Annotated in this window: 18 protein-coding genes and 1 tRNA gene; 14 read left to right on the forward strand and 5 right to left on the reverse strand. The window is 68.6% G+C overall.

The genetic code is table 11. The annotated features are described in order from the left end of the window. Positions 1 to 23: 23 nt before the first annotated feature. Positions 24 to 941, reverse strand: a complete 918-nt coding sequence (locus tag PAM7066_RS15655) for a CAP domain-containing protein (RefSeq protein ID WP_175484698.1) — start codon at positions 939 to 941, stop codon at positions 24 to 26. 203 nt (positions 942 to 1,144) lie between these two features. Between PAM7066_RS15655 and PAM7066_RS15660 the strand changes: the two genes are divergently transcribed. The 7 genes from PAM7066_RS15660 to PAM7066_RS15690 all read left to right on the forward strand — a co-directional run bounded on the left by PAM7066_RS15660 (position 1,145) and on the right by PAM7066_RS15690 (position 8,547). Further along, on the forward strand, positions 1,145 to 2,272 hold the full coding sequence (locus tag PAM7066_RS15660) for an isochorismate synthase (protein WP_085855167.1): 1,128 nt from the start codon (positions 1,145 to 1,147) through the stop codon (positions 2,270 to 2,272). A 28-nt stretch (positions 2,273 to 2,300) separates the two neighbouring features. Further along, the gene (locus PAM7066_RS15665; protein ID WP_085855168.1) at positions 2,301 to 2,963 is read left to right on the forward strand and encodes an isochorismatase family protein; all 663 of its coding nucleotides are present in this window, start codon (positions 2,301 to 2,303) and stop codon (positions 2,961 to 2,963) included. Continuing rightward, positions 2,960 to 3,715 (forward strand): SDR family oxidoreductase, encoded by a 756-nt coding sequence (locus PAM7066_RS15670; RefSeq protein ID WP_085855169.1) that lies wholly within the window; start codon positions 2,960 to 2,962, stop codon positions 3,713 to 3,715. Before PAM7066_RS15665 ends, PAM7066_RS15670 begins: the two co-directional genes overlap by 4 nt. A gap of 82 nt (positions 3,716 to 3,797) precedes the next feature. Next, positions 3,798 to 4,922, forward strand: coding sequence for an acetate/propionate family kinase (locus tag PAM7066_RS15675; protein WP_175484699.1), 1,125 nt, complete (start codon positions 3,798 to 3,800; stop codon positions 4,920 to 4,922). Then, a complete protein-coding gene (locus tag PAM7066_RS15680; RefSeq protein WP_085855171.1) occupies positions 4,919 to 7,216 on the forward strand; it encodes a phosphoketolase family protein in 2,298 nt (765 codons plus the stop codon). The genes PAM7066_RS15675 and PAM7066_RS15680 overlap by 4 nt, the downstream gene beginning before the upstream one ends. Before the next feature lie 73 nt (positions 7,217 to 7,289). Beyond that, the gene (locus tag PAM7066_RS15685; protein WP_085855172.1) at positions 7,290 to 7,811 is read left to right on the forward strand and encodes a DUF2243 domain-containing protein; all 522 of its coding nucleotides are present in this window, start codon (positions 7,290 to 7,292) and stop codon (positions 7,809 to 7,811) included. Beyond that, positions 7,801 to 8,547, forward strand: a complete 747-nt coding sequence (locus PAM7066_RS15690; protein ID WP_085855173.1) for a DUF4336 domain-containing protein — start codon at positions 7,801 to 7,803, stop codon at positions 8,545 to 8,547. The genes PAM7066_RS15685 and PAM7066_RS15690 overlap by 11 nt, the downstream gene beginning before the upstream one ends. 30 nt (positions 8,548 to 8,577) lie before the next feature. Here the strand turns inward: PAM7066_RS15690 and PAM7066_RS19395 are convergent, their stop codons facing one another. Together PAM7066_RS19395 and PAM7066_RS15700 are read right to left on the reverse strand one after the other, a co-directional pair. Beyond that, positions 8,578 to 8,826, reverse strand: a complete 249-nt coding sequence (locus tag PAM7066_RS19395; protein ID WP_245749721.1) for a hypothetical protein — start codon at positions 8,824 to 8,826, stop codon at positions 8,578 to 8,580. Between the two features lie 813 nt (positions 8,827 to 9,639). Then, positions 9,640 to 11,940, reverse strand: coding sequence for a Tex family protein (locus PAM7066_RS15700; protein ID WP_085855174.1), 2,301 nt, complete (start codon positions 11,938 to 11,940; stop codon positions 9,640 to 9,642). A gap of 250 nt (positions 11,941 to 12,190) precedes the next feature. Here PAM7066_RS15700 and PAM7066_RS15705 point away from each other — a divergent pair, with 250 nt between their 5' ends. The 6 genes from PAM7066_RS15705 to PAM7066_RS15730 all read left to right on the forward strand — a co-directional run bounded on the left by PAM7066_RS15705 (position 12,191) and on the right by PAM7066_RS15730 (position 19,652). After that, complete coding sequence (locus tag PAM7066_RS15705; RefSeq protein WP_085855175.1) at positions 12,191 to 13,498, forward strand: NAD(P)-dependent oxidoreductase; 1,308 nt, start codon at positions 12,191 to 12,193, stop codon at positions 13,496 to 13,498. Further along, a complete protein-coding gene (gene preA, locus PAM7066_RS15710) occupies positions 13,491 to 14,789 on the forward strand; it encodes an NAD-dependent dihydropyrimidine dehydrogenase subunit PreA (RefSeq protein WP_085855176.1) in 1,299 nt (432 codons plus the stop codon). Before PAM7066_RS15705 ends, preA begins: the two co-directional genes overlap by 8 nt. Beyond that, positions 14,786 to 16,033 (forward strand): Zn-dependent hydrolase, encoded by a 1,248-nt coding sequence (locus tag PAM7066_RS15715; protein WP_085855177.1) that lies wholly within the window; start codon positions 14,786 to 14,788, stop codon positions 16,031 to 16,033. Before preA ends, PAM7066_RS15715 begins: the two co-directional genes overlap by 4 nt. Before the next feature lie 10 nt (positions 16,034 to 16,043). Continuing rightward, the gene (gene hydA / locus PAM7066_RS15720) at positions 16,044 to 17,504 is read left to right on the forward strand and encodes a dihydropyrimidinase (RefSeq protein ID WP_085855178.1); all 1,461 of its coding nucleotides are present in this window, start codon (positions 16,044 to 16,046) and stop codon (positions 17,502 to 17,504) included. Between the two features lie 230 nt (positions 17,505 to 17,734). Then, positions 17,735 to 18,499, forward strand: a complete 765-nt coding sequence (locus tag PAM7066_RS15725; RefSeq protein WP_085855179.1) for a DeoR/GlpR family DNA-binding transcription regulator — start codon at positions 17,735 to 17,737, stop codon at positions 18,497 to 18,499. After that, positions 18,492 to 19,652 (forward strand): MFS transporter, encoded by a 1,161-nt coding sequence (locus tag PAM7066_RS15730; RefSeq protein ID WP_085855180.1) that lies wholly within the window; start codon positions 18,492 to 18,494, stop codon positions 19,650 to 19,652. Before PAM7066_RS15725 ends, PAM7066_RS15730 begins: the two co-directional genes overlap by 8 nt. Positions 19,653 to 19,698: 46 nt before the next feature. On the opposite strand, the gene PAM7066_RS15735 is transcribed toward PAM7066_RS15730, so the two are convergent. After that, a complete protein-coding gene (locus PAM7066_RS15735) occupies positions 19,699 to 20,319 on the reverse strand; it encodes a superoxide dismutase family protein (protein ID WP_085855181.1) in 621 nt (206 codons plus the stop codon). 104 nt (positions 20,320 to 20,423) lie between these two features. Between PAM7066_RS15735 and PAM7066_RS15740 the strand changes: the two genes are divergently transcribed. Next, positions 20,424 to 20,500, forward strand: a tRNA-Arg gene (locus PAM7066_RS15740). Between the two features lie 17 nt (positions 20,501 to 20,517). On the opposite strand, the gene PAM7066_RS15745 is transcribed toward PAM7066_RS15740, so the two are convergent. Beyond that, positions 20,518 to 21,663, reverse strand: a complete 1,146-nt coding sequence (locus tag PAM7066_RS15745; protein WP_085855182.1) for a lytic murein transglycosylase — start codon at positions 21,661 to 21,663, stop codon at positions 20,518 to 20,520. Between the last annotated feature and the right edge of the window lie 11 nt (positions 21,664 to 21,674).

Below are 21,674 nucleotides of genomic sequence, written 5' to 3' on the forward strand. Positions count from 1 at the left end.
CCGCCTTTCGCAGCGGGCGCATGTCAGTCTCGCCCGCCGAAGACGGCGACGGCCGTCGCGCGCCCGTCGTCCCGCGTCGCGGCGGCGAATCCCAGGTGGGTGGCGCGCTCGCCACCGAGCGAGGCGCCGGCGTTGCCCGAAGCCCAGCCTTCGACGAAGGCCGCCACATCCTCTTTCGACAGTGCCACACCGGACCCGCCCCGGCTCGCGCTGAGGATCGAGAGGCTGGTCCAGCCGGTCTCTCCCTCGGGCAGCAGGCCGAAGATGTCCTTGGGCGGCTCCTCGTCCGCCAGTCGCGCCTCGAGTACCCGTTCGGCCACAGTCGAGAGCGGCTCGCTTGGGTCAAGGGGACCCAGCCCGGCGCTCTCGCGATGCGCGTTCATCTCTGCGAGAGCAGCGGCGTGGGCTTCCTCAGCCGTGAGAGCCGGCGCGTCGTCGTCCTCTCCGGGGCCGGCAAATGTCTGGACGGCGTAGATCTCGTCCGCCTCGCCCGCGACGCCGAAACCGAAGCGGTCGAAGCCTCCGGTCAGGATATTCTCGCGATGCTCGGGGCTTTGCATCCAGCCCTCGTGGAACGCCTCGATGCGCTCGATATCGGGCGGCGGCATGCAACCCGAGCACATGGCGATGTTCTCGCCGCTGAGCGCCCACTGGCTGCCGCCGGCGGCAAGGAACCGATCCGCGGGCGTCTGCCCGTCGGGGCCGACATGGGCGTAATAGTCCCGCTCGACCATGTCGACCGCGTGGCTCTGTGCCGCCTCGTTCAGGATCGGGCCGAGGCTCAGTTCGGGCAGGCCAGCCTCGCTGCGGGATGTGTTCACCAGTTCGAGCGCCCGTTGGCGCAGCGCGTCGAGGTCGCCCGCGTCTTGCGCGGCGGCGGGAAGAGCGGTGGCGCAGAGCGCGGCGAGGGCCAAGCTGCGCAAGGCGGTGAGTCCGGTCACGGGGCGTTTCCTCTCGGTGCCGATGGACGTTCCGGGGGTGAACCGCTGCGATCTGCCTTGCGTTCCGCACGTGTGCCGAGATCATTTCCCTATTGATTTTGTCGGATTAGCTTTCCAAGCCCTCGCTTTGGCGTTACCTCGCGCTCGAGAAGGTTCAGGACGCCGGTGCGCCGAACCGCCGCGGATCGAGATAAGAGAGCGAGATGCCGACACATCAGGCACGGAAAGAGGCTTGGACGCAGGCTTGCGAGGCGGCGGTGCAGCCATTCCGGCTGGGCGAGCGGGCCGGCGTCGTCAGGGGGCGGATCGTCGGGCGGATTGAAGCGCTGGCAGAGGCGGTGTCCGACAGCGCGGCGGCGACCTTCGTCGGGGCGATCCCGTTCGATCGGCGCGAGGATGGCTTCCTGCTGACGCCCGAGCCGACCGGTCCATGGACGCCCGGAAGCGGCGATCCGGTCCGGCGTCCGTCGGTCAGGCTCCGTCAGGTTCCCGCGCCTGAAGACTACGCGGCACAGGTCGATGCCCTGACGCGCCGGATCGCCGCTGCGGGCGACGGTCTCAGGAAAGCGGTGATCGCCCGCACGCTCGAGATCGAGGCGCCCGACATCATCGACCCCTTTTTCGTCCATGCGCGCCTGAATGGCGATGCGACGATGCGCTACTGCCTTCCCTTGCCCCCTCTGGACGGCGCGCCGCAACGCTGGCTGCTGGGCGCGACGCCGGAGCTGCTTTTGTCGAAGCGACAGGGCAAGATCGCCTCGCACCCGCTGGCCGGCTCGGCGCGGCGCAGCGCCGATGCGGTCGAGGATCGCGCGGCCGCCGAGCGCCTGCTTGCCTCGGGCAAGGACCGGCACGAGCACGCGCTCGTCGTCGAATACGTTCTCGACGTGCTGGCGCCCCATTGCAGCCACCTTCACGCGCCGGAGGGACCGTCTCTCGAGGCGACGCAAAGCATGTGGCACCTTGGAACCCGGATCGAGGGGGTGCTGAAGGACCCGTCCACGCCCTGCCTCGACCTCGTCGGCCTCTTGCACCCCACGCCAGCGGTCGCCGGCGTTCCGCTTGCCGCCGCGTTGGTCGCGATCGCCGAGACCGAGACGATCCGGCGCGGCTTCTATGCCGGCGCGGTGGGTTGGGCGAATGCCGCAGGCGATGGCGCGTGGCACGTCACCCTGAGATGCTCCGAAATTGAGGGACGGCACGCGCGGCTCTTCGCCGGGGCCGGCATCGTGGCGGATTCCGTCCCCCAAGGCGAAGTCGAAGAGACCGAGGCCAAGTTCCAGGCCATGCTTTCGGCCTTCGACTGCGGCCCCCTCCCATCCCCGAACTGAACTGCGACTGCCTGTTGAAAGGACGCGCATGGCTCTGCCGACGATCCCCGATTACGACCTTCCCGCCGACGACCTGCCAGCCGCCCGCGTGCCCTGGCAGCTCGAGCCAGGTCGCGCAACGCTCCTGATCCACGACATGCAGCGCTATTTCTGCGCCGCCTACGGGGACGGGGCGGTGGACCGGCCCGACACTCCCATCGGCCAGGCGGCGCGTGGCATCGCCGCGATCGCGCAGGCGGCCCGTTCCGCGGGCATCCCGGTCTTCTATACCGCGCAAAAGGGGAACCAACTGCCGGCCGATCGCGGCTTGCAGGCGGATTTCTGGGGTCCCGGCATGAAAGCAACCCCCGAGCATGAAGAGATCGTGGCACCTCTTTCGCCCGCTGCCGGAGATCTCGTCCTGCACAAGCACCGCTACAGCGCATTTCAACGGTCGAACCTCGAGACGTTGATGCGTGCGCGGGGGCGCGACCAGATCATCGTGACGGGCATCTATGCCCATATCGGGTGCCTCGCGACGGCCGCCGAAGCTTTCCAGCGGGACATCCAGCCCTTCTTCGTCGCGGACGCGCTTGCCGATTTCGACCGGGCGCGTCACGACATGGCCGTGGCTTGGGTGGCAGGATGCTGCGGCGTGCCGCTCACGGCCGCCGATGTCGTGGGTGCAATCGGCACGGGAACCGGAGCATGAAGCTGACGGGTTTCGAGGGGCGCCGCGCCCTTGTGACGGGGGCCGCGGGAGGCATCGGGTCGGCCCTGGCCACCGCGCTGGCCGAGGCAGGGGCATCGGTCACCGCGACCGATCTGGAATCGGCGCTGACGGGCGTGGACCGGAAGGACGGCATCGCGTGGCAGCCGCTCGACGTGACCGACCCGGCGGCGGTCGACCGGCTGGTGGGCGAGGGGGAGGCCTTCGATCTCGGTGCCCACGCGGCCGGGATCCTGGTGACCGCGCCGCTCCTCGACACGACGGTCGAGGACTGGCAGCGGGTCTTCGACATCAACGTGAACGGCACCTTCCACGTTACCCGCGCCCTCGGCCGCCGGATGGCCGCGCGCGGGCGGGGGGCGATCGTCGCCATCGGATCGAACGCGGCAGGTATCCCGCGGACCGGGATGGGCGCCTATCCGGCCACGAAAGCGGCCGTGGCGATGCACATGCGCTGCCTCGGGCTCGAGCTTGCCGCGCACGGCGTCCGCTGCAACCTGGTGGCCCCGGGCTCGACCCTGACCCCCATGCAGACCGGCATGTGGGCCGACGAGACGGGCGCCGAGCGGGTCATCGCGGGCGATCCCGCCACCTACCGCACCGGCATCCCCTTGCGCAAACTCGCCACGCCCGAGGATATCGCCATGGCCGCCATGTTCCTGCTGTCGGAGCAGGCGGGTCACGTGACGATGGCGGACCTTTATGTCGACGGGGGCGCCACGCTCCGCACTTGACGCGTCCGGCGGCGCGAATGGCGCGCAGGCAGGAACATGACTCATGCGCGGGCATTGGTCGTCGGTAGCAAGGCGAGGTGTCATGTCCCTCCTGTGTTTCAACGTCGGCTCGTCGAGCCTGGAGTTCGCCCTTTTCGAAGGCGAAGACGAGCGGCTGCGCGGCGGGATCGACACCAGCGTCGACAGCGAAATCCGCTATGGCCGCACGGGTGGCGAGGATCGGGTGCTGAGCCTTGACGACCCGACGGATTTCCCTGCCGCGGCCGTCGCGGTCCTCGATCTTGCCGGCGAGGCGATCCCCGTCCACCGGATCGTGCATGGCGGTGAGCGTGATGCAGCGGCGGGCTGGCTGACCGAGGATGAAGTGAACCGGCTGGCAGACCTCGCCCCCCTCGCACCGATTCACCAACATGCCAACCTGGCCCCCGCCCGGGCAATCGCCGAGGCACGACCGGGGGTGAGGCAGATCGCCGTCTATGACAGCGCCTTCCACCGCTCCATGCCCGACATCGCGCGGGCCCTGCCGGTCGCACCTGAAGGACCGTTCGACGGGCTGCGGCGCTACGGCTTCCACGGGCTGTCGCATGGGTGGGTGGCGCGGCGGATGGCGGAACTCGCGCCGGAGCGGGAGCGCATCGTATCGCTCCACCTGTCCGGGGGGTGCAGCGCCTGCGCGATCCGCGACGGGCGAAGCGTCGATACCACCATGGGCGCCACGCCCCTGGACGGGATGATGATGGGCACGCGAAGCGGTGCCGTCGATCCGGGTGCGCTGCTCTATGCGCTCGACCGCGGCATGTCCCCGGAGGAACTGGGGGATCTTCTGTGGCATCGGGGCGGACTGATGGGCGTCTCGGGCGTCTCGAAGGATGTACGCGACCTGTTCCCCTCGGACGATCCGCACGCCGGGTTCGCGGTCGACATGTTCTGCCGCAGCGCCGCCAAGGCTGCCGCGCAGATGATCGTCTCGCTGGGCGGCATCGACGCGCTCGTCTTCACCGGCGGCATGGGCGCGCAGCAGCCCGAGATCCGCCGCCGGATCGTGGAGGATCTGGCCTGGACTGATCTCGAGCTTGCGCCGGACCGGAACGAGACCAACGCCGACGTCGTCTCGACCGAGGCGAGCGCCGCCGAGATCCGCATCATTCCCGCCGAGGAAGAGCGCATGATGGCCCTCGAGGCCGCCAAGCTGGAGGACGCAGAATGACCGCACCCGACCTGAAGGCCGTCGACGCGTGGTGGCGCGCCGCGAACTACCTGTCGGCGGCGCAGATTTACCTGCAGGACAATCCGCTTCTCGACCGGCCCCTCGCGCCCGAGGATATCAAGCGGCGGCTGCTGGGCCACTGGGGCACGACGCCGGGTCTGACCTTCTGCATGGCCCATGCCAACCGGGCCATACTGGCGCATGACCGCGACCTGCTGTTCATCGCCGGTCCCGGCCATGGCGGGCCTGCCGTGATGGCGGGCGCGTGGCTCGACGGGTCGTTGGGCGAGCGCGACCCTCGCAAGGGGTGGACTGAAGAAGGAATGCGCAAGCTCTTCCACGAGTTCTCGTTCCCCGGAGGCGTGCCCTCGCACGCGGCGGCGGCCGTCCCGGGCTCGATCCACGAGGGCGGAGAGCTTGGCTATTCGCTGGCCCACGCCACCGGCGCGGCCTTCGACAACCCCGGACTGACCGTCATGTGCGTCGTCGGAGATGGCGAGGCCGAGACGGGGGCGCTGGCGACCAGCTGGCACTCCCACCGCTTCCTCCGCCCCGGCCGCGACGGGAATGTCCTGCCGATCCTGCACCTGAACGGCTACCGGATCGCCGCGCCGACCATCCTGGGCCGGATGGAAGACGCCGAGATCGACGCGCTGTTCCGCGGCTACGGCTGGGCGCCGATCTTCGTCGAAGGCGACGACCCGGCGCAGATGCACCGCGACATGGCCGCCGCCGTCGATGCCTGCCTCGGAACGGGGGACGACGACCGCCCCCCGATGATCGTCCTGCGCAGTCCCAAGGGCTGGACCGGCCCCGAAACGGTGGACGGCGACCCGGTAGAGGGCACCGCCGCCGCCCACCAGGTCCCGCTGAAGGTGCCGCGTGAAGAGGGGCCTCACCTGCGCCAGCTCGAGGACTGGTTGCGCAGCTATGGCGCCGACGCGCTGTTCCCGGGCGGCGTGCCTTCGGGCGAGGTTCGCTCGGTCATGCCTGCGGGCGACCGGCGGCTCGGCGCGACGCCCTTCGCCGATGGCGGGCGGCTCACCCGGCCGCTCGACCTGCCGGATGCCGGGGATTTCGCGGTCGACCTGCCGTCTCCGGGCGCCGAGCAGACCGGCGCCACGGGCGTTCTGGGCGAATGGCTGGCCGAGCTGATGCGCCGCAACCCCGAGACGTTCCGCCTGTTCGGCCCCGACGAGACCAAGTCGAACAAGCTGTCGGCCGTGTTCGACGTGACCGACCGGATGGCCCCGGGTCCGGTCGAGGCGACCGACGACCACCTGTCCCCCGAGGGCCGCGTGATGGAAGTCCTGTCCGAGCATCTCTGCGAAGGCTGGCTGGAAGGATACCTGCTGACGGGGCGGCACGGGCTCTTCAATTCCTACGAGGCGTTCATCCACATCATCGCCTCGATGGCGAACCAGCACATCAAGTGGATGCGCGAGGCGGGCAATACCGGGTGGCGCGCGCCGATCCCCTCGCTCAACTGGCTGTTGTCGAGCCATGTCTGGCGACAGGACCATAACGGCTTCACCCACCAGGATCCGGGGTTCATGAACCACCTTGCGGCCAAGGGCGCGGACATGGTGCGCCTCTACCTGCCGCCCGACGCGAACTCGCTGCTGGCGGTGGCCGAGACGGTGTTCGCAAGCCGCGACCGGGCGAACTGCATCGTCGCCGGCAAGCAGCCCGAGCCGCAATGGCTGACGCTGGACGCCGCCCGCGCGCATCTGCAGCGAGGCTTCGGCATCTGGGACTGGGCAGCCGACGATCCCGATCCCGAGGTGGTCGTCGCCTCGGCAGGCGACGTCCCCACGATGGAGGCGCTCGCCGCGGTGGACCTGCTGCGCGACCTCGTCCCCGACCTGCGGCTGCGCTTCGTCAACGTGGTGGACCTGATGGCGCTGCAGCCCCCCTCGCAGAACGCCGAGCGCGCCACGGACGAAGCCTTCGCCGCGGCATTCGGCACCGACGCGCCGGTGGTCTTCAACTTTCACGGCTATCCCGGCCTGATCCACGAGCTTGCGTATCGCCGGGCGGGTCACGAGCGGTTCCACGTCCACGGCTATGCCGAGAAGGGGACGACCACGACGCCCTTCAACATGGCCGCGATGAACGAGATCGACCGGTTCAGCATCGCCCTCGATGTGCTGGACCGCTCCGGCCGGACGGACGGCAGGGTCGATGCCGCCCGCAAGCACTGCCACGAGATGCTCGAGCGCCAGCACGCCCACAGCCACGAACATGGCGACGACCTGCCCGAGGTCGCGAACTGGAGGTGGTCGCGCGGCTGACGGAACATTCGCGGCGAACGTCCGTTCCGACCGGGTGTCGTCAGTGAGTGGTCCGGTGTCCCAGGAACCCGCAATGTCAGCCCGCACGGGAGAAAAAGCCGAGTTTCCCACCTCGGCCGGCATCTTCTTCGGCCTCGGCCTCGGCGGGTTCTTCGACGGGATCGTCCTGCACCAGATTCTGCAATGGCACCACATGGCCAGCAGCGCCGGCTTCCCGACCGATACGATCGAGGGGCTGCGCTGGAACACCCTCTTCGACGGCCTCTTTCACGCGGCGACCTACATCTTCGTGGTCACCGGCCTTGTGCTGCTTTGGCGCGCGTCGCGCCGCCGGCACCTGCGCTGGTCCAGTCGCCTGCTGACAGGAACCGTGCTGATGGGCTTCGGCCTCTTCAACCTCGTCGAGGGGCTGATCAATCATCAGCTTCTGGGCCTGCACCACGTGAACGAGACCGTTCCCGTCGCGCACTGGATCTGGTGGGACCTCGGCTTTCTGCTTTTGGGTGCCGTGATGCTCGCGGGCGGGTGGGTCCTGTGGCGCTCGGCCCGCGATGGAAGCCCTGCCAATCGAGAAGGATTCCAGGATGAGTTCTGAGACACTCGGCTATCCGCCCTTCGACACGGTGAAGCCCGTGGCCGAAGGCATCTGGATCGTCGATGCCAAGCCCATCCACGTCATGGGAATCGCGCTTCCGGTGCGGATGACGGTGGTCCGGCTGTCGAGTGGTGATGTGTGGCTCTGTTCACCCACGCGGTTCAGCCCCGAACTATCCGCACGCCTGGCCGAGATCGGGCCAGTGCGGCACCTGGTGGCACCATCGCTCGGGCATTGGACGTTCATGGAGGAATGGCAAAAGCACTACCCCGAGGCGACCACCTGGGCGGTGCCGAAACTGCGCGACCGGCGCCAGGTGAAGGCCTCGGCACTTCGGCTGGACCACGACCTTGGCGATACGCCCCCCGAGGCCTGGGCCGGAGACTTGCGGCAGATGATCGTGCGGGGCGGCGGCGGGTTCCGCGAAGCCGCGTTCTACCACGCCGCTAGCCGAACCGCGGTCCTGACCGACCTGGTATCGAACCTGGAGCCGGAGCGCGTAACCAAGGCCACCCGCGCCTACGCGCGGCTCACTGGAACCCGCGCGCCGAACGGCTCCACGCCGAATTACCTGCGCGTTGCCCTCCGCCTTCGCAAGCGTGACGCCGCCGAGGCCGGTGCGAGGCTGATAGACTGGGCGCCCGAGCGGGTCATCTTCGCCCACGGACGATGGTTCGAGGACGATGGGACACGGCGGTTGAAACAGGCGCTCGGATGGCTCCTCGATCAGGGCTGAGGCGAGGCGCGGTCCCGAAGCCCGGCCAGTCTATTGTTTCGCATCCAGGACGCAGGGGCCGTGAAGCCGGTAGTCCTGCGACGACGAGCCCTTGGGGGTTCGGCGAGGCCTGTCGGGTCTGAGAAGATCACACGCGATCGCACCCACCAACGCCGTCTGACCGACCACCATGTAGGTCATGAAGCACGCGACGAGGCCGCGTCCCTGAAGTGCCGCAAAGGTCGTGGCGCCCAGGGCGGTGGCGGTCGAGACGCAGAGTTTGGGAAGCAGACGTGTCATCGTGTCCTACCGGTTGGTTCATCTGCGGTCTGTTGCGGAAAATCGACGAGATGGCGGGCGGAATGCGTCTCGATCTGGGCGGAATGGCAAAAATGGCGGCATCAAGGTGGGTCGTCGCCACCTGAGCCGCAAATGGCCGGCGTTGCTGCATCGACTCGATGTACTTGGATGGCAGGGTGATCCCACCGCCGACATCCAGAGCATCGCGCCGCAGACCGCGCCGCCACCGATCGCATAGGGAGATCGCGCAAGGCTTGACCTGTTGCGCCAGGATTCCGCCATCGCGCCGACAAGGCCAACGGTGGCGTCGCCCGCGATGATGTTGTGAGGCGCGACCCCGTTCCGATTGCCGCGCCGGTGACGTCTCCGGCCAAGCGGACCATGAGAAGCAGCAGAACCGGGCCTGCCGCGGCGTGCAGCATAGCGGTCCGGACGGCGATCTCGTCCGCTGCGAGGGCCGACAGCTCGACGGGGACCCGCCACATCGCGATCCGGCGGCCGCCAGGTCCACGCGATCCCACCCGGCGGAGCGCAGCCCGATCAGCCGCACCCCCGCCTCGGCCAGGGCCGAGATCACCGATGCACCGAGATCGTCGTTGACGAAGGCGCAGACGGCGTCGGAGCCTGCGGCGAGCGCGCCGTTACGGGCGTGAGGCGCGCGCCGAAGAAGTCGAGGTCATGGCGCCGGCGCGGCGTAGGACTGGGTGCTGAGGACTGCGATCCGCATCTGCGTGCCCGATTTGACGTTTTGCGGCCGCGTCCACCTATGCCGCCTCTACGACACTGCCCCCTTGGTACCGGAAAGTTCGACCGCTATTTCTTCTTCATCGCGTCGCGGAGGGCATCTCCGAACGAGCCGGTGTCCTCCTTCTTCGGTGCCGGACGTTGGGCGTTCCGCTGGACCTTGCCGGCGCTCTTTTCGTCGCGGGGGGGACGGGCGCTCGGCTCGCCGCCGTCGCGGCGCATGGTCAGGCCGATGCGCTTGCGGGGAACGTCGACCTCGACCACCCGAACCTTCACCACGTCTCCCGCCTTGACCACCTCGTGCGGGTCTTTGACGAACCGGTCGGCAAGCTGCGAGATGTGGACCAGCCCGTCCTGGTGCACGCCGACATCCACGAAGGCCCCGAAGGCGGCCACGTTCGTCACCGTCCCTTCAAGCTGCATCCCGGGCTTGAGATCCCGGATGTCGTCCACGCCCTCGGCAAAGCTCGCTGTCTTGAAATCGGGGCGGGGGTCGCGGCCGGGCTTGGCGAGTTCGGCGAGGATGTCCCTGACGGTGGGCAGGCCGAACGTGTCGTCGACGAAATCCTCGGGGTCGAGCGCGCGCAGGCGGGTTTCCTCGCCCATCAGCGTCCGCAGATCGGTACCGCAGGCCTTCACGATCCGCCGCGCGAGGCCGTAGGCCTCGGGGTGGACAGAGGAGGCGTCGAGCGGCTCGTCGCCGCCCTGGATGCGCAGGAAGCCGGCACATTGCTCGAACGCCTTGGGGCCGAGCCGGGGCACCGACAGCAGGTCCTTGCGCTTGCGGAAGGCGCCCTTTTCGTTGCGGACGGCGACGATGGCCTCGGCCAGCGAGGGGCCGACGCCCGAGACGCGGGCGAGAAGGGGGGCCGACGCCATGTTCACGTCCACCCCGACCGCGTTCACCGCATCCTCGACCACGCCGTCCAGCGCCTGGCCCAGCCGGTACTGGTCGACGTCGTGCTGATACTGGCCCACGCCGATCGCCTTCGGCTCGATCTTCACCAGCTCGGCCAAGGGGTCCTGCAAGCGGCGGGCAATCGACACGGCGCCGCGCAGCGACACGTCGAGGTCGGGGAACTCGCGCGCGGCAAGCTCCGAGGCGGAGTAGACCGAGGCGCCGGCCTCGGAGACGATGACCTTGGTCGGTTTCGCCCCCGGAAGGTCGCCCAGCATGTCGGTCACCAGCTTCTCGGTCTCGCGGCTGCCGGTGCCGTTGCCGATCGCGATCAGGTCGACGCCGTGCTTTCGGATCAGAGTCGCCAGCGTTCCTTGGGTGCCGCGCACGTCGTTCTTCGGCTGGAACGGATAGACCGTCGCCGTGTCCAGCACCTTGCCCGTCGCATCCACCACCGCGACCTTCACCCCGGTGCGGATGCCGGGGTCGAGCCCCATGGTCGCCCGCGCGCCAGCCGGGGCCGCCAGCAGCAGGTCCTTGAGGTTTCGGGCGAAGACACGGATTGCCTCGTCCTGCGCGCGGCGGCGCAACTCGCCCATGAGGTCGAGCATCATGGAAAGGCTCAGCTTCGTCTTCCACGTCCAAACCGCAACGCCACGCAGCCAGACGTCGCCCGGCGCATCGCCCGTGACGTCCAGCGCGCCGGCGACCATGCGTTCCGCCTTCTCGCGCCCGGAGTCCGGGTCGGGGGCGATGTCGATGTTCAGCACGCCCTCGGTGCTGCCCCGCATCATGGCGAGCGCCCGGTGGCTCGGCACGGCGGACCAGCGCTCGCCATGGGCGAAGTAGTCCGAGAACTTGGCGCCTTTCTCCTCCTGCCCCTCGACGACGCGGGCGGTGAGGAACGCCTCTTTCTGCATGAACTCGCGGAGACGTCCGATCAGGGTCGCGTCCTCGGCCAGCCGCTCGGCCAGGATATCGCGCGCGCCGGCCAGCGCCGCCTTCGAATCCGGCACCTCGTCCGAGACATAGCCGGCCGCCAGCGCCTCCGGCGCCGCGCGCCGGTCGGACAGGATCGCGTCGGCCAGCGGCTCAAGCCCACGCTCGCGGGCTATGGCGGCCTTGGTCCGGCGCTTGGGCTTAAAGGGTAGGTAAAGGTCCTCGAGCACGGCTTTCGTCGTCGCCGCGTCGATCTGGGACTCCAGCCCGGGGGTCAGCTTGCCCTGCTCGCGGATGCTGTCGCGCACGGTCTTCCGCCGGGTTTCCAGTTCGCGCAGATAGCCCAGCCGGTCCTCGAGGTTGCGCAGTTGCGTGTCGTCGAGCCCGCCCGTGACCTCCTTGCGGTAGCGCGCGACGAAGGGGACCGTTGCCCCCCCATCGAGCAGGGAGACCGCGGCGGCGACCTGGTCCGGCCGGGCGCCGATGTCGATGGCGATGGTGCGGGCGATGTGGGCGGAGACGTCGGACGGCATCGGTGATCCAGCTGGCTAGGAGGAGCGCGACTGTAGCCCAGCCAGCGGGCCGCGCCAACAGATCGAAGAGCCGCCGGGGCGGCCCTGGATCCAGCAGACGACCGGGCCTCCGCCGAAAAAACTGGCGTGACGCATGGCTTTCGCCTCAAGATGGGGCAAGCGGGGTCGCCTGATCGGCTGCCTTGCCGCTCAAGATCCCGCCCGCCGTCCGGTTCGGTACGGTCGGGCCGAGAACAGAAGAAGGGTAGCCATGAAGACCACCATCTGGAGCGAAGGGATCCACCCGGGCCGCTTGCCCGAGGCGCAACTGGCCGAGAATTTCGGCGACCTTCATCCGCCGCTCGACGCGCACGAGGCCATGGTCGCCGCGGATCGCTGCTATTTCTGCTACGACGCCCCCTGCGTGACCGCCTGTCCCACCGCAATCGACATCCCGCTGTTCATCCGACAGATCTCCACCGGCACGCCCGAAGCGGCGGCGCGGACAATCTTCGAGCAGAACATCTTCGGCGGCATGTGCGCCCGCGTCTGCCCGACCGAGACCCTGTGCGAGGAATCCTGCGTCCGCGAGACCGCCGAAGGCCGTCCCGTCGAGATCGGGCGCTTGCAGCGCTATGCCACCGACACGCTGATGGCGGCGAACGCGCACCCGTTCAGCCGCGCCGCATCGACCGGCAAGCGCGTGGCTGTGGTCGGCGCCGGCCCGGCGGGTCTGTCCTGCGCGCACCGGCTGGCGATGCTGGGCCACGAGGTCGCGCTGTTCGACGCGGCGGCGAAGCCCGGCGGGCTGAACGAATACGGCATCGCGACCTACAAGACCCCGAACGGATTCGCCCGCGCCGAGGTCGACTGGCTGATGGGTATCGGCGGGATCGAGCTGCAGACCAGCGAAACGGTGGATGCGAGCCGGCTGTCGCAGCTGCGCGAGACCTATGATGCGGTGTTTCTGGGCATCGGGCTCGGCCACGTGAACGCACTGACGCTCGGCGATATCGAGCGGCCCGGCGTCGAGGATGCGGTGGCCTTCATCGCCCGCCTGCGCCAGTCGGACCCGTCGAGTGTGGAGATCGGCCGCGACGTGATCGTCGTCGGCGGCGGGATGACGGCCGTGGACGCGGCAGTGCAGGCCAAGCGGCTGGGCGCGCTCAACGTGACGCTCGCCTATCGCGGGCCGCGCGACCGAATGAAGGCGTCACGCTATGAACAGGATCTCGCGGCCCAGGACGGGGTGAACCTTTTGACCGACGTGGCCCCGGTCGAGCTGCACGGCTCGCCGCTGGAGGCGGTGTCATTCGCGCAGCCAACGGGCGACATCGTGACGATCCCCGCCGACCAGCTTTTGCTCGCGATCGGGCAGGTGCTGGCCCCCATCGAGGCCCCCGCGCTAGAGGATGGCCGCATCGCCATCGGCGAAACCGGGCGGACCTCTATGGGGCATGTCTGGGCCGGGGGCGACTGCACGAACCGCGGCGAGAACCTGACCGTGACCGCCGTCGCGCAAGGGCGCGATGCCGCCATGGATATCCACGCGAGCCTGATGGAGCACGCAAATGGCTGATCTGAGCACCAACTTCGTGGGCATCAAGTCGCCCAACCCGTTCTGGCTGGCCTCGGCACCGCCGACCGACAAGGAGTACAACGTCCGCCGCGCCTTCGACGCCGGCTGGGGCGGCGTGGTGTGGAAGACGCTGGGCCTCGACCCGCACGTCGTGAACGTCAACGGCCCCCGCTACGGCGTGATCCACGGGGCCGACCGCCGGGTTCTCGGGATCAACAATATCGAGCTGATCACCGACCGGCCTCTCGACGTGAACCTGCGCGAGATCAAGCAGGTGGTGCGCGACTACCCCGACCGCGCGATGGTCGTCTCGCTCATGGTGCCCTGCGAGGAAGAGCCGTGGAAGATGATCCTGCCGCTGGTGGAAGACACCGGCGCGCACGGGGTCGAGCTGAACTTCGGCTGTCCCCACGGGATGAGCGAGCGGGGCATGGGCTCGGCCGTGGGTCAGGTCCCCGAGTATATCGAGATGGTCACGCGCTGGGTGAAGCAGAACACGCGGATGCCCGTGATCGTGAAGCTGACGCCGAACATCACCGATGTCCGCAAGCCTGCCGAGGCTGCCAAAAGGGGCGGGGCGGATGCGGTCAGCCTCATCAACACGATCAACTCGATCACGTCCGTTGATCTGGACCTTTTCGCGCCCGAACCGACCATCGACGGCAAGGGCGCCCATGGCGGCTATTGCGGGCCGGCGGTGAAACCCATCGCGCTGAACATGGTCGCCGAGATCGCCCGCGACCCCGAGCTTGCCGGCCTGCCGATCAGCGGGATCGGCGGCATCACCACATGGCGCGACGCGGCCGAATTCATGGCACTTGGTGCGGGGTCGGTGCAGGTCTGTACGGCCGCGATGACCTACGGCTTCAAGATCGTGCAGGAGATGGTGTCGGGCCTGTCGCAATACCTCGACGAGCGCGGCATGGTGATGGACGACCTGATCGGCCGGGCCGTGCCGAACGTGACGGACTGGAAGCATCTCAACCTCAACTACGTCACCAAGGCGCGGATCGACCAGGATCTGTGCATCAAGTGCGGCCGTTGCTACGCGGCTTGCGAGGATACCAGCCACCAGGCAATCGCAATGAACCCGGGCCGCGTGTTCGAGGTGAAGGACGACGAATGCGTCGCGTGCAACCTCTGCCTCGATGTCTGCCCGGTCGAGAATTGCATCACGATGGAAGAGCTCGCCCCCGGCACGGTCGACCCGCGCACCGGCAAGGTCGTCGAGGCCGAACGCGCCGACTGGACCACGCACCCCCACAACCCCAACGCGGTGGCAGCGGAATGACGGCACCTGACAGCAACCTGACGATCAACCCCGACCGCCTGTGGGACAGCCTGATGGAGATGGCAAAGATCGGCTCCGGCGTCGCGGGCGGCAACAACCGCCAGACCCTGACCGACGCCGATGCCGAAGGCCGCACCCTGTTCCAGTCGTGGTGCGAGGAAGCGGGGATGACCATGGGCCTCGACACGATGGGCAACATGTTCGCTCGGCGTGAAGGGACCGAGGATCTGCCCCCGGTCTATGTCGGCAGCCATCTCGACACGCAGCCCACTGGCGGCAAGTATGATGGCGTTCTGGGCGTCCTCGGCGGGCTCGAGCTGGTGCGGACGCTGAACGATCTGGACGTGAAGACCCGCCACCCGATCGTCGTGACCAACTGGACGAACGAAGAGGGCACTCGTTTCGCCCCCGCCATGCTCTCCTCGGGCGTGTTTGCCGGGATCCACGAGCAGGACTGGGCCTATGGGCGCACGGATGCGGCCGGAAAGACCTTTGGCGACGAGCTTCAGCGCATCGGCTGGAAGGGCGACGAGCCCGTGGGCCAGCGTGACATGCGCGCCTTCTTCGAACTGCATATCGAGCAAGGGCCGATCCTGGAAGCGCAAGGCGACGAGATCGGAGTCGTCACGCACGGGCAGGGGCTCTGGTGGCTACAGATCACGCTGACCGGCAAGGACGCGCACACGGGATCCACCCCCATGGCGATGCGGAAGAACGCGGGGCTGGGGATGGCGCGGATCCTCGAACGGGTCCACCAGATCGCGATGGAGAACCAGCCCGACGCCGTGGGTGCCGCGGGCCATATCGACGTCTACCCGAACTCGCGCAACGTGATCCCGGGGAAGGTGGTGTTCACCGTCGATCTCCGCTCGCCCGATCAGCAGAAACTGGACGGCATGAAGGCGCGGCTTGAAGCCGAAGCGCCCGAGATCGCCGCCGATTTGGGCCTCGGGATCGAGATCGAGACCGCCGGCCATTTCGACCCCGTGACCTTCGACGAAGACTGCGTGAGGGCAGTGCGCGATGCGGCCAAGCGGCTGGGCTATGGCCACCGCGACATCGTCAGCGGCGCAGGGCACGACGCCTGCTGGATCAACCGGGTTGCGCCGACCGCGATGGTCATGTGCCCCTGCGTCGACGGCCTCTCCCATAACGAGGCCGAAGAGATCACCAGGGACTGGGCCAAGGCCGGCGCGGACGTGCTGCTGCACGCCGTCCTCGAAACCGCCGAAATCGTGAAGTAAGGATCCACCCATGAGCACCGTCATCAAGAACGGCACCCTCGTCACCGCCGACCGCATGTGGGAGGCCGACATCCTGATCGAGGGCGAGACGATCGCCCGCATCGGCGCCGACCTGAAAGGCGACGAGGTGATCGACGCCGAGGGCGCCTACGTCATTCCCGGCGGTATCGACCCGCATACGCACATGCAGATGCCCTTCATGGGCACCGAAGCCGCCGAGACGTTCGAGACCGGCACCCGCGCCGCCGCCGCCGGCGGGACCACGATGATCATCGACTTCTGCCTGCCCGGCGAGGACGGGTCGATCAAGAACGCGATCGAGACCTGGCACAAGAAGTCGCGCGACCAGATCTGCGTCGATGTCGGCTACCACATGGCCATCACCGGCTGGAACGAGCAGATCTTCACCGAGATGAAGGACGCCGTCGAAATGGGCGTCAACTCGTTCAAGCACTTCATGGCCTACAAGGGCGCGCTGATGATCGACGACGAGGAGATGATCGCCTCGTTCCGACGCTGCAAGGAACTGGGCGTGCTGCCCATGGTCCATGCCGAGAACGGCGACCTTGTCGCCGAGGCGCAGGCGCGCCTGCTGGCCGAGGGGATCACCGGCCCCGAGGGCCACAGCTATTCCCGCCCGCCCGAGTTCGAGGGCGAGGCCGCCAACCGCGCGATCACCATCGCCGATGCTGCCGGCACGCCGCTCTATATCGTGCATGTCTCGTGCGAGCAGGCCCACGAGGCGATCCGCCGGGCGCGGCAGAAGGGGATGCGCGTCTATGGCGAGCCGCTGATCCAGTTCCTGACGCTCGATGACAGCGAGTACCAGAACGCCGATTGGGACCACGCAGCGCGCCGGGTGATGTCGCCTCCGTTCCGGGGGAAAGAGCATCAGGACGGGCTCTGGGCCGGGTTGCAAGCCGGGTCCCTGCAGGTGGTGGCGACGGACCACGCCGCATTCTCGACCGAGCAGAAGCGGCGCGGCCGGGACGACTTCACCATCATCCCGAACGGCACCCACGGTCTGGAAGAGCGGCTGGCCCTGCTCTGGACTCACGGGGTCGAGACCGGTCGCCTGACGCCGCAGGAGTTCGTCGCGGCGACTTCGACCAACGCGGCGAAGATTTTCAACATCTACCCGAAGAAGGGCGCGCTGGTCGAAGGGGCGGACGCGGACATCACCGTGTGGGATCCCAAGATCAAGCGCACCCTGTCGGTGGCGAACCACCAGTCCATCCTCGACTACAACATCTACGAGGGGTGGGAGGTTACCGGCCAGCCGCGCTACACGCTGTCGCGGGGCGAGGTCGTCTGGGCTTGGGGACAGAACAGCTCTCCGCGTCCGGGCCGGGGGCGGTTTGTCCCGCGCCCGCCCTTCGCGGCCCCGGCGAAGGCGCTGTCGACCTGGAAAGCGTTGACCTCGCCCCGCGCCGTCGCACGCAACCCGATGAACATCCCCGCTGGAGTGTGACCGCTTGGCGCGCTCTGCGGTTGTTGCCGACATGGCGGAAATTTAGTCGGCTGAGCGACTGCCCCCCGTCAGGGCGGGGCGCACCTTCGCGCCCATAATGGACGATACTCCCCTCAGCCGTCGCCAATTGCCCTGGGGCACGCCGATCCTCTGCGCGTGCTGATGCGTGATTGCAGTGCGGAAATCTGCGTGATACTGCATGAATATGCGGAATCGTGCGGAGCATTGCCGTGGCCGAACTCGACTTGAACTCACCCGAGGCACGGCAGGCCATGCTTGAAGCGCGCGCGGGGGAGGGGGCGTCGCTTAGCCTTCCCGCTCTCGTCGCGGAATTCAGGGTCTCCCCGGACACCGTGCGGCGCGATCTGCTGGCGCTCGAGGCGCGGGGGATCGTGCGGCGCGTGCGTGGCGGGGCGTTGCCTGTGATGCGGATGGTGGCGCCCATGGCGACGCGGATGCGAAGTGACGACGCCGCGGCCGAGGCCGTTGCGGTGGCCGCGCTGTCTCTGGTCGAGGACGGGATGGTCCTGATGCTGGACGGAGGCACGACCGTCCTGCGGTTGGCGCGGGCATTGCCCGCGTTGCCTCGAGGGCTGGTGGTCACGCCTGCTCCGGCGGTTGCGATGGCGACCCTGGCGGCCGGGACGCCGACGCACTTGATCGGCGGGCGCCTTTCGCCCTTTGGCGGGGTTGCGGTCGGCCGGTCGGCAGAGCAGGCCGTCGGGGCCGTGGCCGCCGACCTGGCGCTGATGGGCGCGTGCGGCATCGAGGCCGGGTTCGGTCTTTCGGCGGATGATGCCGACGAGGCGGCGCTCAAGGCGGCGATGGTCGCCGCGAGCGCTATGTCCGCCGTGCTGACCGGGGCGGCGAAGGTGGGCCGGCGCGCAAGGCACCGGGTGGCCGAATGCGCGGCGCTGGACCTGCTCGTCACCGACGCGACGCCGGAACAGACCGCCGAAATGGAAGAAACCGGATTGGAGATCCGTCATGCCTGAACTCAGAACCCCGTGGCGCGCCGTGGCTGCCGCCTTTGCGCTGAACGGCGTCCTGCTGGGCACATGGGCGTCGCGGATCCCCGCGATGGTCGAACGCCACGATCTGAGCGAGGCGGGGCTGGGGGCGCTGCTGCTGGCGATGGGCGTGGGCGCGCTGGTGTCCTTCCCGCTCGCCGGGCGGCTGTCCGACGGTGCGGGGGCGGTGCGGGTGACGCGCTGGATCGCGGCCGGCTACCTTGCCACGATCGTGCTGGTGGCGCTCGCTCCGGGGCCGGCGTGGCTTGCGGTGGCGCTGTTCTTCTTCGGCGCGACGCATGGGGCGATGGACGTCTGCATGAACTCCTGGGCCACCGAGGTCGAGAAGGCCGCGCGGCGGTCGGTCATGTCCTCGTTCCACGCGATGTGGAGCTTCGGGGCCGGGATCGGCGCCGGGATCGGCTTTGTCGCGGTGTATCTGTCGTTGCCCGTTCCGGTACATTTCGCGGGCGTCGCGGTCCTTGCGGCCGTGGCCTTCGGTCCCTTCATGGCGCTGGCGTGGACCTCCGAGACCAGGCCCCGTGGCGCGGCGGACCCGGTCTTCGCCCTGCCGCGGGGACCGCTCTTGCTGGTGGGCGTCATCGCGCTCACCTCGGGCCTGGGCGAGGGCGCCATGGCGGATTGGAGCGCCGTCTTCCTGACCGATATCGTGGGCACGGGCGAGGCGCAGGCCGCCCTTGGCTACGCGGTGTTCTCGGTCACCATGGTCGCGATGCGGCTGATGGTGGACCGCCTGATCACGCGGTTCGGCCCGGTGCTGGTGGTCCGGGTCAGCGGGGTCACGGCGGCGACCGGGCTGATCCTGGCCATCGTTCCGACGACGCTGACGGCGGCGCTGCTGGGCTTCGCGTTGATGGGGGTCGGGTATGCGGCGCTTATCCCCGTGGCGTTCAGCAGGGCGGCCTCGGACCCTAACATCCCGCCGGGTCAGGGGATCGCCGCGGTCGCGACCCTGGGCTACGGCGCCCTTCTCATGGGCCCACCGGCGATCGGGCTGGTGGCCGAGGCGAGTTCGCTGCGGGTCGCCTTCCTGGCGTTGGCCGCGATCGCCGTGTTGGCGTCGATCCTCGCACCCGTCCTGTCGCGCAAGCCGCAGGGTGTGGCGCGACCGGCATGAAGAAGGCCCGCCGAATGGCGGGCCTTCCATCGTATATCGCGTAGGATCAGGCGTCTTCCAGGACGCCGCAGGCGATACGGTCGCCCGAGTCTCCGGCGGGTTGGGACATGTAGTCGTCCGCCCCGGAGTGCACGACAAAGGCCGCGCCGTCCTCGTCGAAGATGTGGCCCTGGATGTCGAGGTCCGGCTGGAAGTACTCGACGTTCAGACCGCCTTCCTCGCCGACGATGCCGTTCGGCAGGTCGCCCGGATGCGGACCGTTCTGGGCGAAGACCCCGTGCTCGGCATCTCCGGCGATGTGGCCACCGGCCGACGTGAAGTCCTCGGCCGAGCAATCGCCGGTCTCGTGCAGGTGGATGCCGTGGGCGCCCGAGGGGATGCCGTTCAGCGCCACGATGACGAGCGGGGTGCCCGACAGCGTCTCGTTGATGGTGACGGTGCCGACCTGGTTGCCCTCGCGATCCATGACGCTGGCGCGTGCGGCGGTGACGAAGCCCTCGTCCTCAAGAGCGCCGGTCGCCTGGTCGCCCTCCTGCGCTTCGGCGCTCTGCGTGGTTTGCGCTTCGGCGTTCATGGCGTCATCGGCTTCTGCACTGTGCTGGTCGGCCATGGCCGGCATTGCTGTGAGAGCGGCGACCGACAGCGTGCCAAGGAAATTGCGTAGCATGAAAGTTCCTCCGGGTTGGGGGTGTTCTGCTGACCAACCGCCACCCCGGAGGGCCGGTTCCGCTTGCCGCCCGGCCGGGTGGCCTTGTATGGGTCGGGCGGAGCGGTCCCATAGCTCAACTGGATAGAGCAGCCGACTTCTAATCGGCAGGTTCGGGGTTCGAGTCCTCGTGGGATCGCCAGACCGCCCTGACGCGAATCAGCCGCCCAGAGCGCGCAGGAGTTCGATCGAGGGTTCTCCCGTCACCGGCAGGCCGCGGGACTGCTGGAACGCGCGGATCGCCGATTCGGTCTGCGAGCCCAGGACGCCATCGGGATCGCCCGCATCGAAGCCTGCGACGTTCAGTCGCCGTTGCAGGTCGAGCCGCTGCACTTTCGTCAGGCCGTAGCGGTCAGGCGGGAACGGCCCCTCGATTGCCGGAGCGCCGGTCAGGCGGTCGCTGAGGTGGCCGACCCCAAGCGCGTAATTCGTCGAGTTGTTGTAGCGCTTGATGACGTTGAAGTTGTGGAAGACGCGGAACTGCGGCCCGCCGGGTTGCGGCTGGATCACGGTGCCGCCCGAGCCGGGATTGCCTGGCGTGATGACGTGTCCCCAGGGCTCGCCCCGCCGCCAGCCATTGCGCGCCAGGTAGTTGGCGGTCGAGGCCAGTGCGTCGGTGGGATCGTCGGACCAGATGTCGCGACGCCCGTCGCCGGTGAAGTCCACCGCCAGGGCGGCGTAGGAGGTCGGGATGAACTGGGTGTGCCCCATCGCCCCGGCCCAGGAGCCGGTCATCCGATCCGGCGTGACGTCGCCATTCTGGAGGATCTTCAGGGCTTCGGTCAGCTGGCTCTCGAAGAACTCGCCCCGGCGCCCGTCATAGGCGAGGGTGGACAGGGCCGAAACCACCGGGATCGCGCCGCGGCGGGTGCCGAAATTGCTCTCGACGCCCCAGATGGCCGCGACGATCTCGGCCGGCACGCCGTAGCGCGCCTCGATGGCCGCCAGGTTCGCGCGCTGACGGGCGAAGGCGTCGCGGCCAAGCTCGACCTTCTTCGGCCCGGCGGCGATCTGCAGGTAGTCTTCGAGCGTGCGGGTGAACTCTGTCTGGTTGCGGTCGCGCTCGATCACGCCGGGCATGTAGCCCGCATCCGCGAACGCTCGGTCGAAGGTCGCTGCCGATACGCCCCGCGACAGGGCACGGCCGCGGAAATTCTGCACCCACGCATCCCAGCCGGGGTTCGGTACGGAAGGCATCACTTCTTCAGCCGGTGCCGGGGCGAGGGGGGCGCTCATCCCTGCCGAGCATGCCGACAGTCCGCCTGCCAACAGCCCGAATGTCGCCAGTCTTCGCGTGATCTGCATCGTTCTGCCTC

The organism is Palleronia marisminoris, from assembly GCF_900172315.1.
Lineage (GTDB): Bacteria > Pseudomonadota > Alphaproteobacteria > Rhodobacterales > Rhodobacteraceae > Palleronia > Palleronia marisminoris.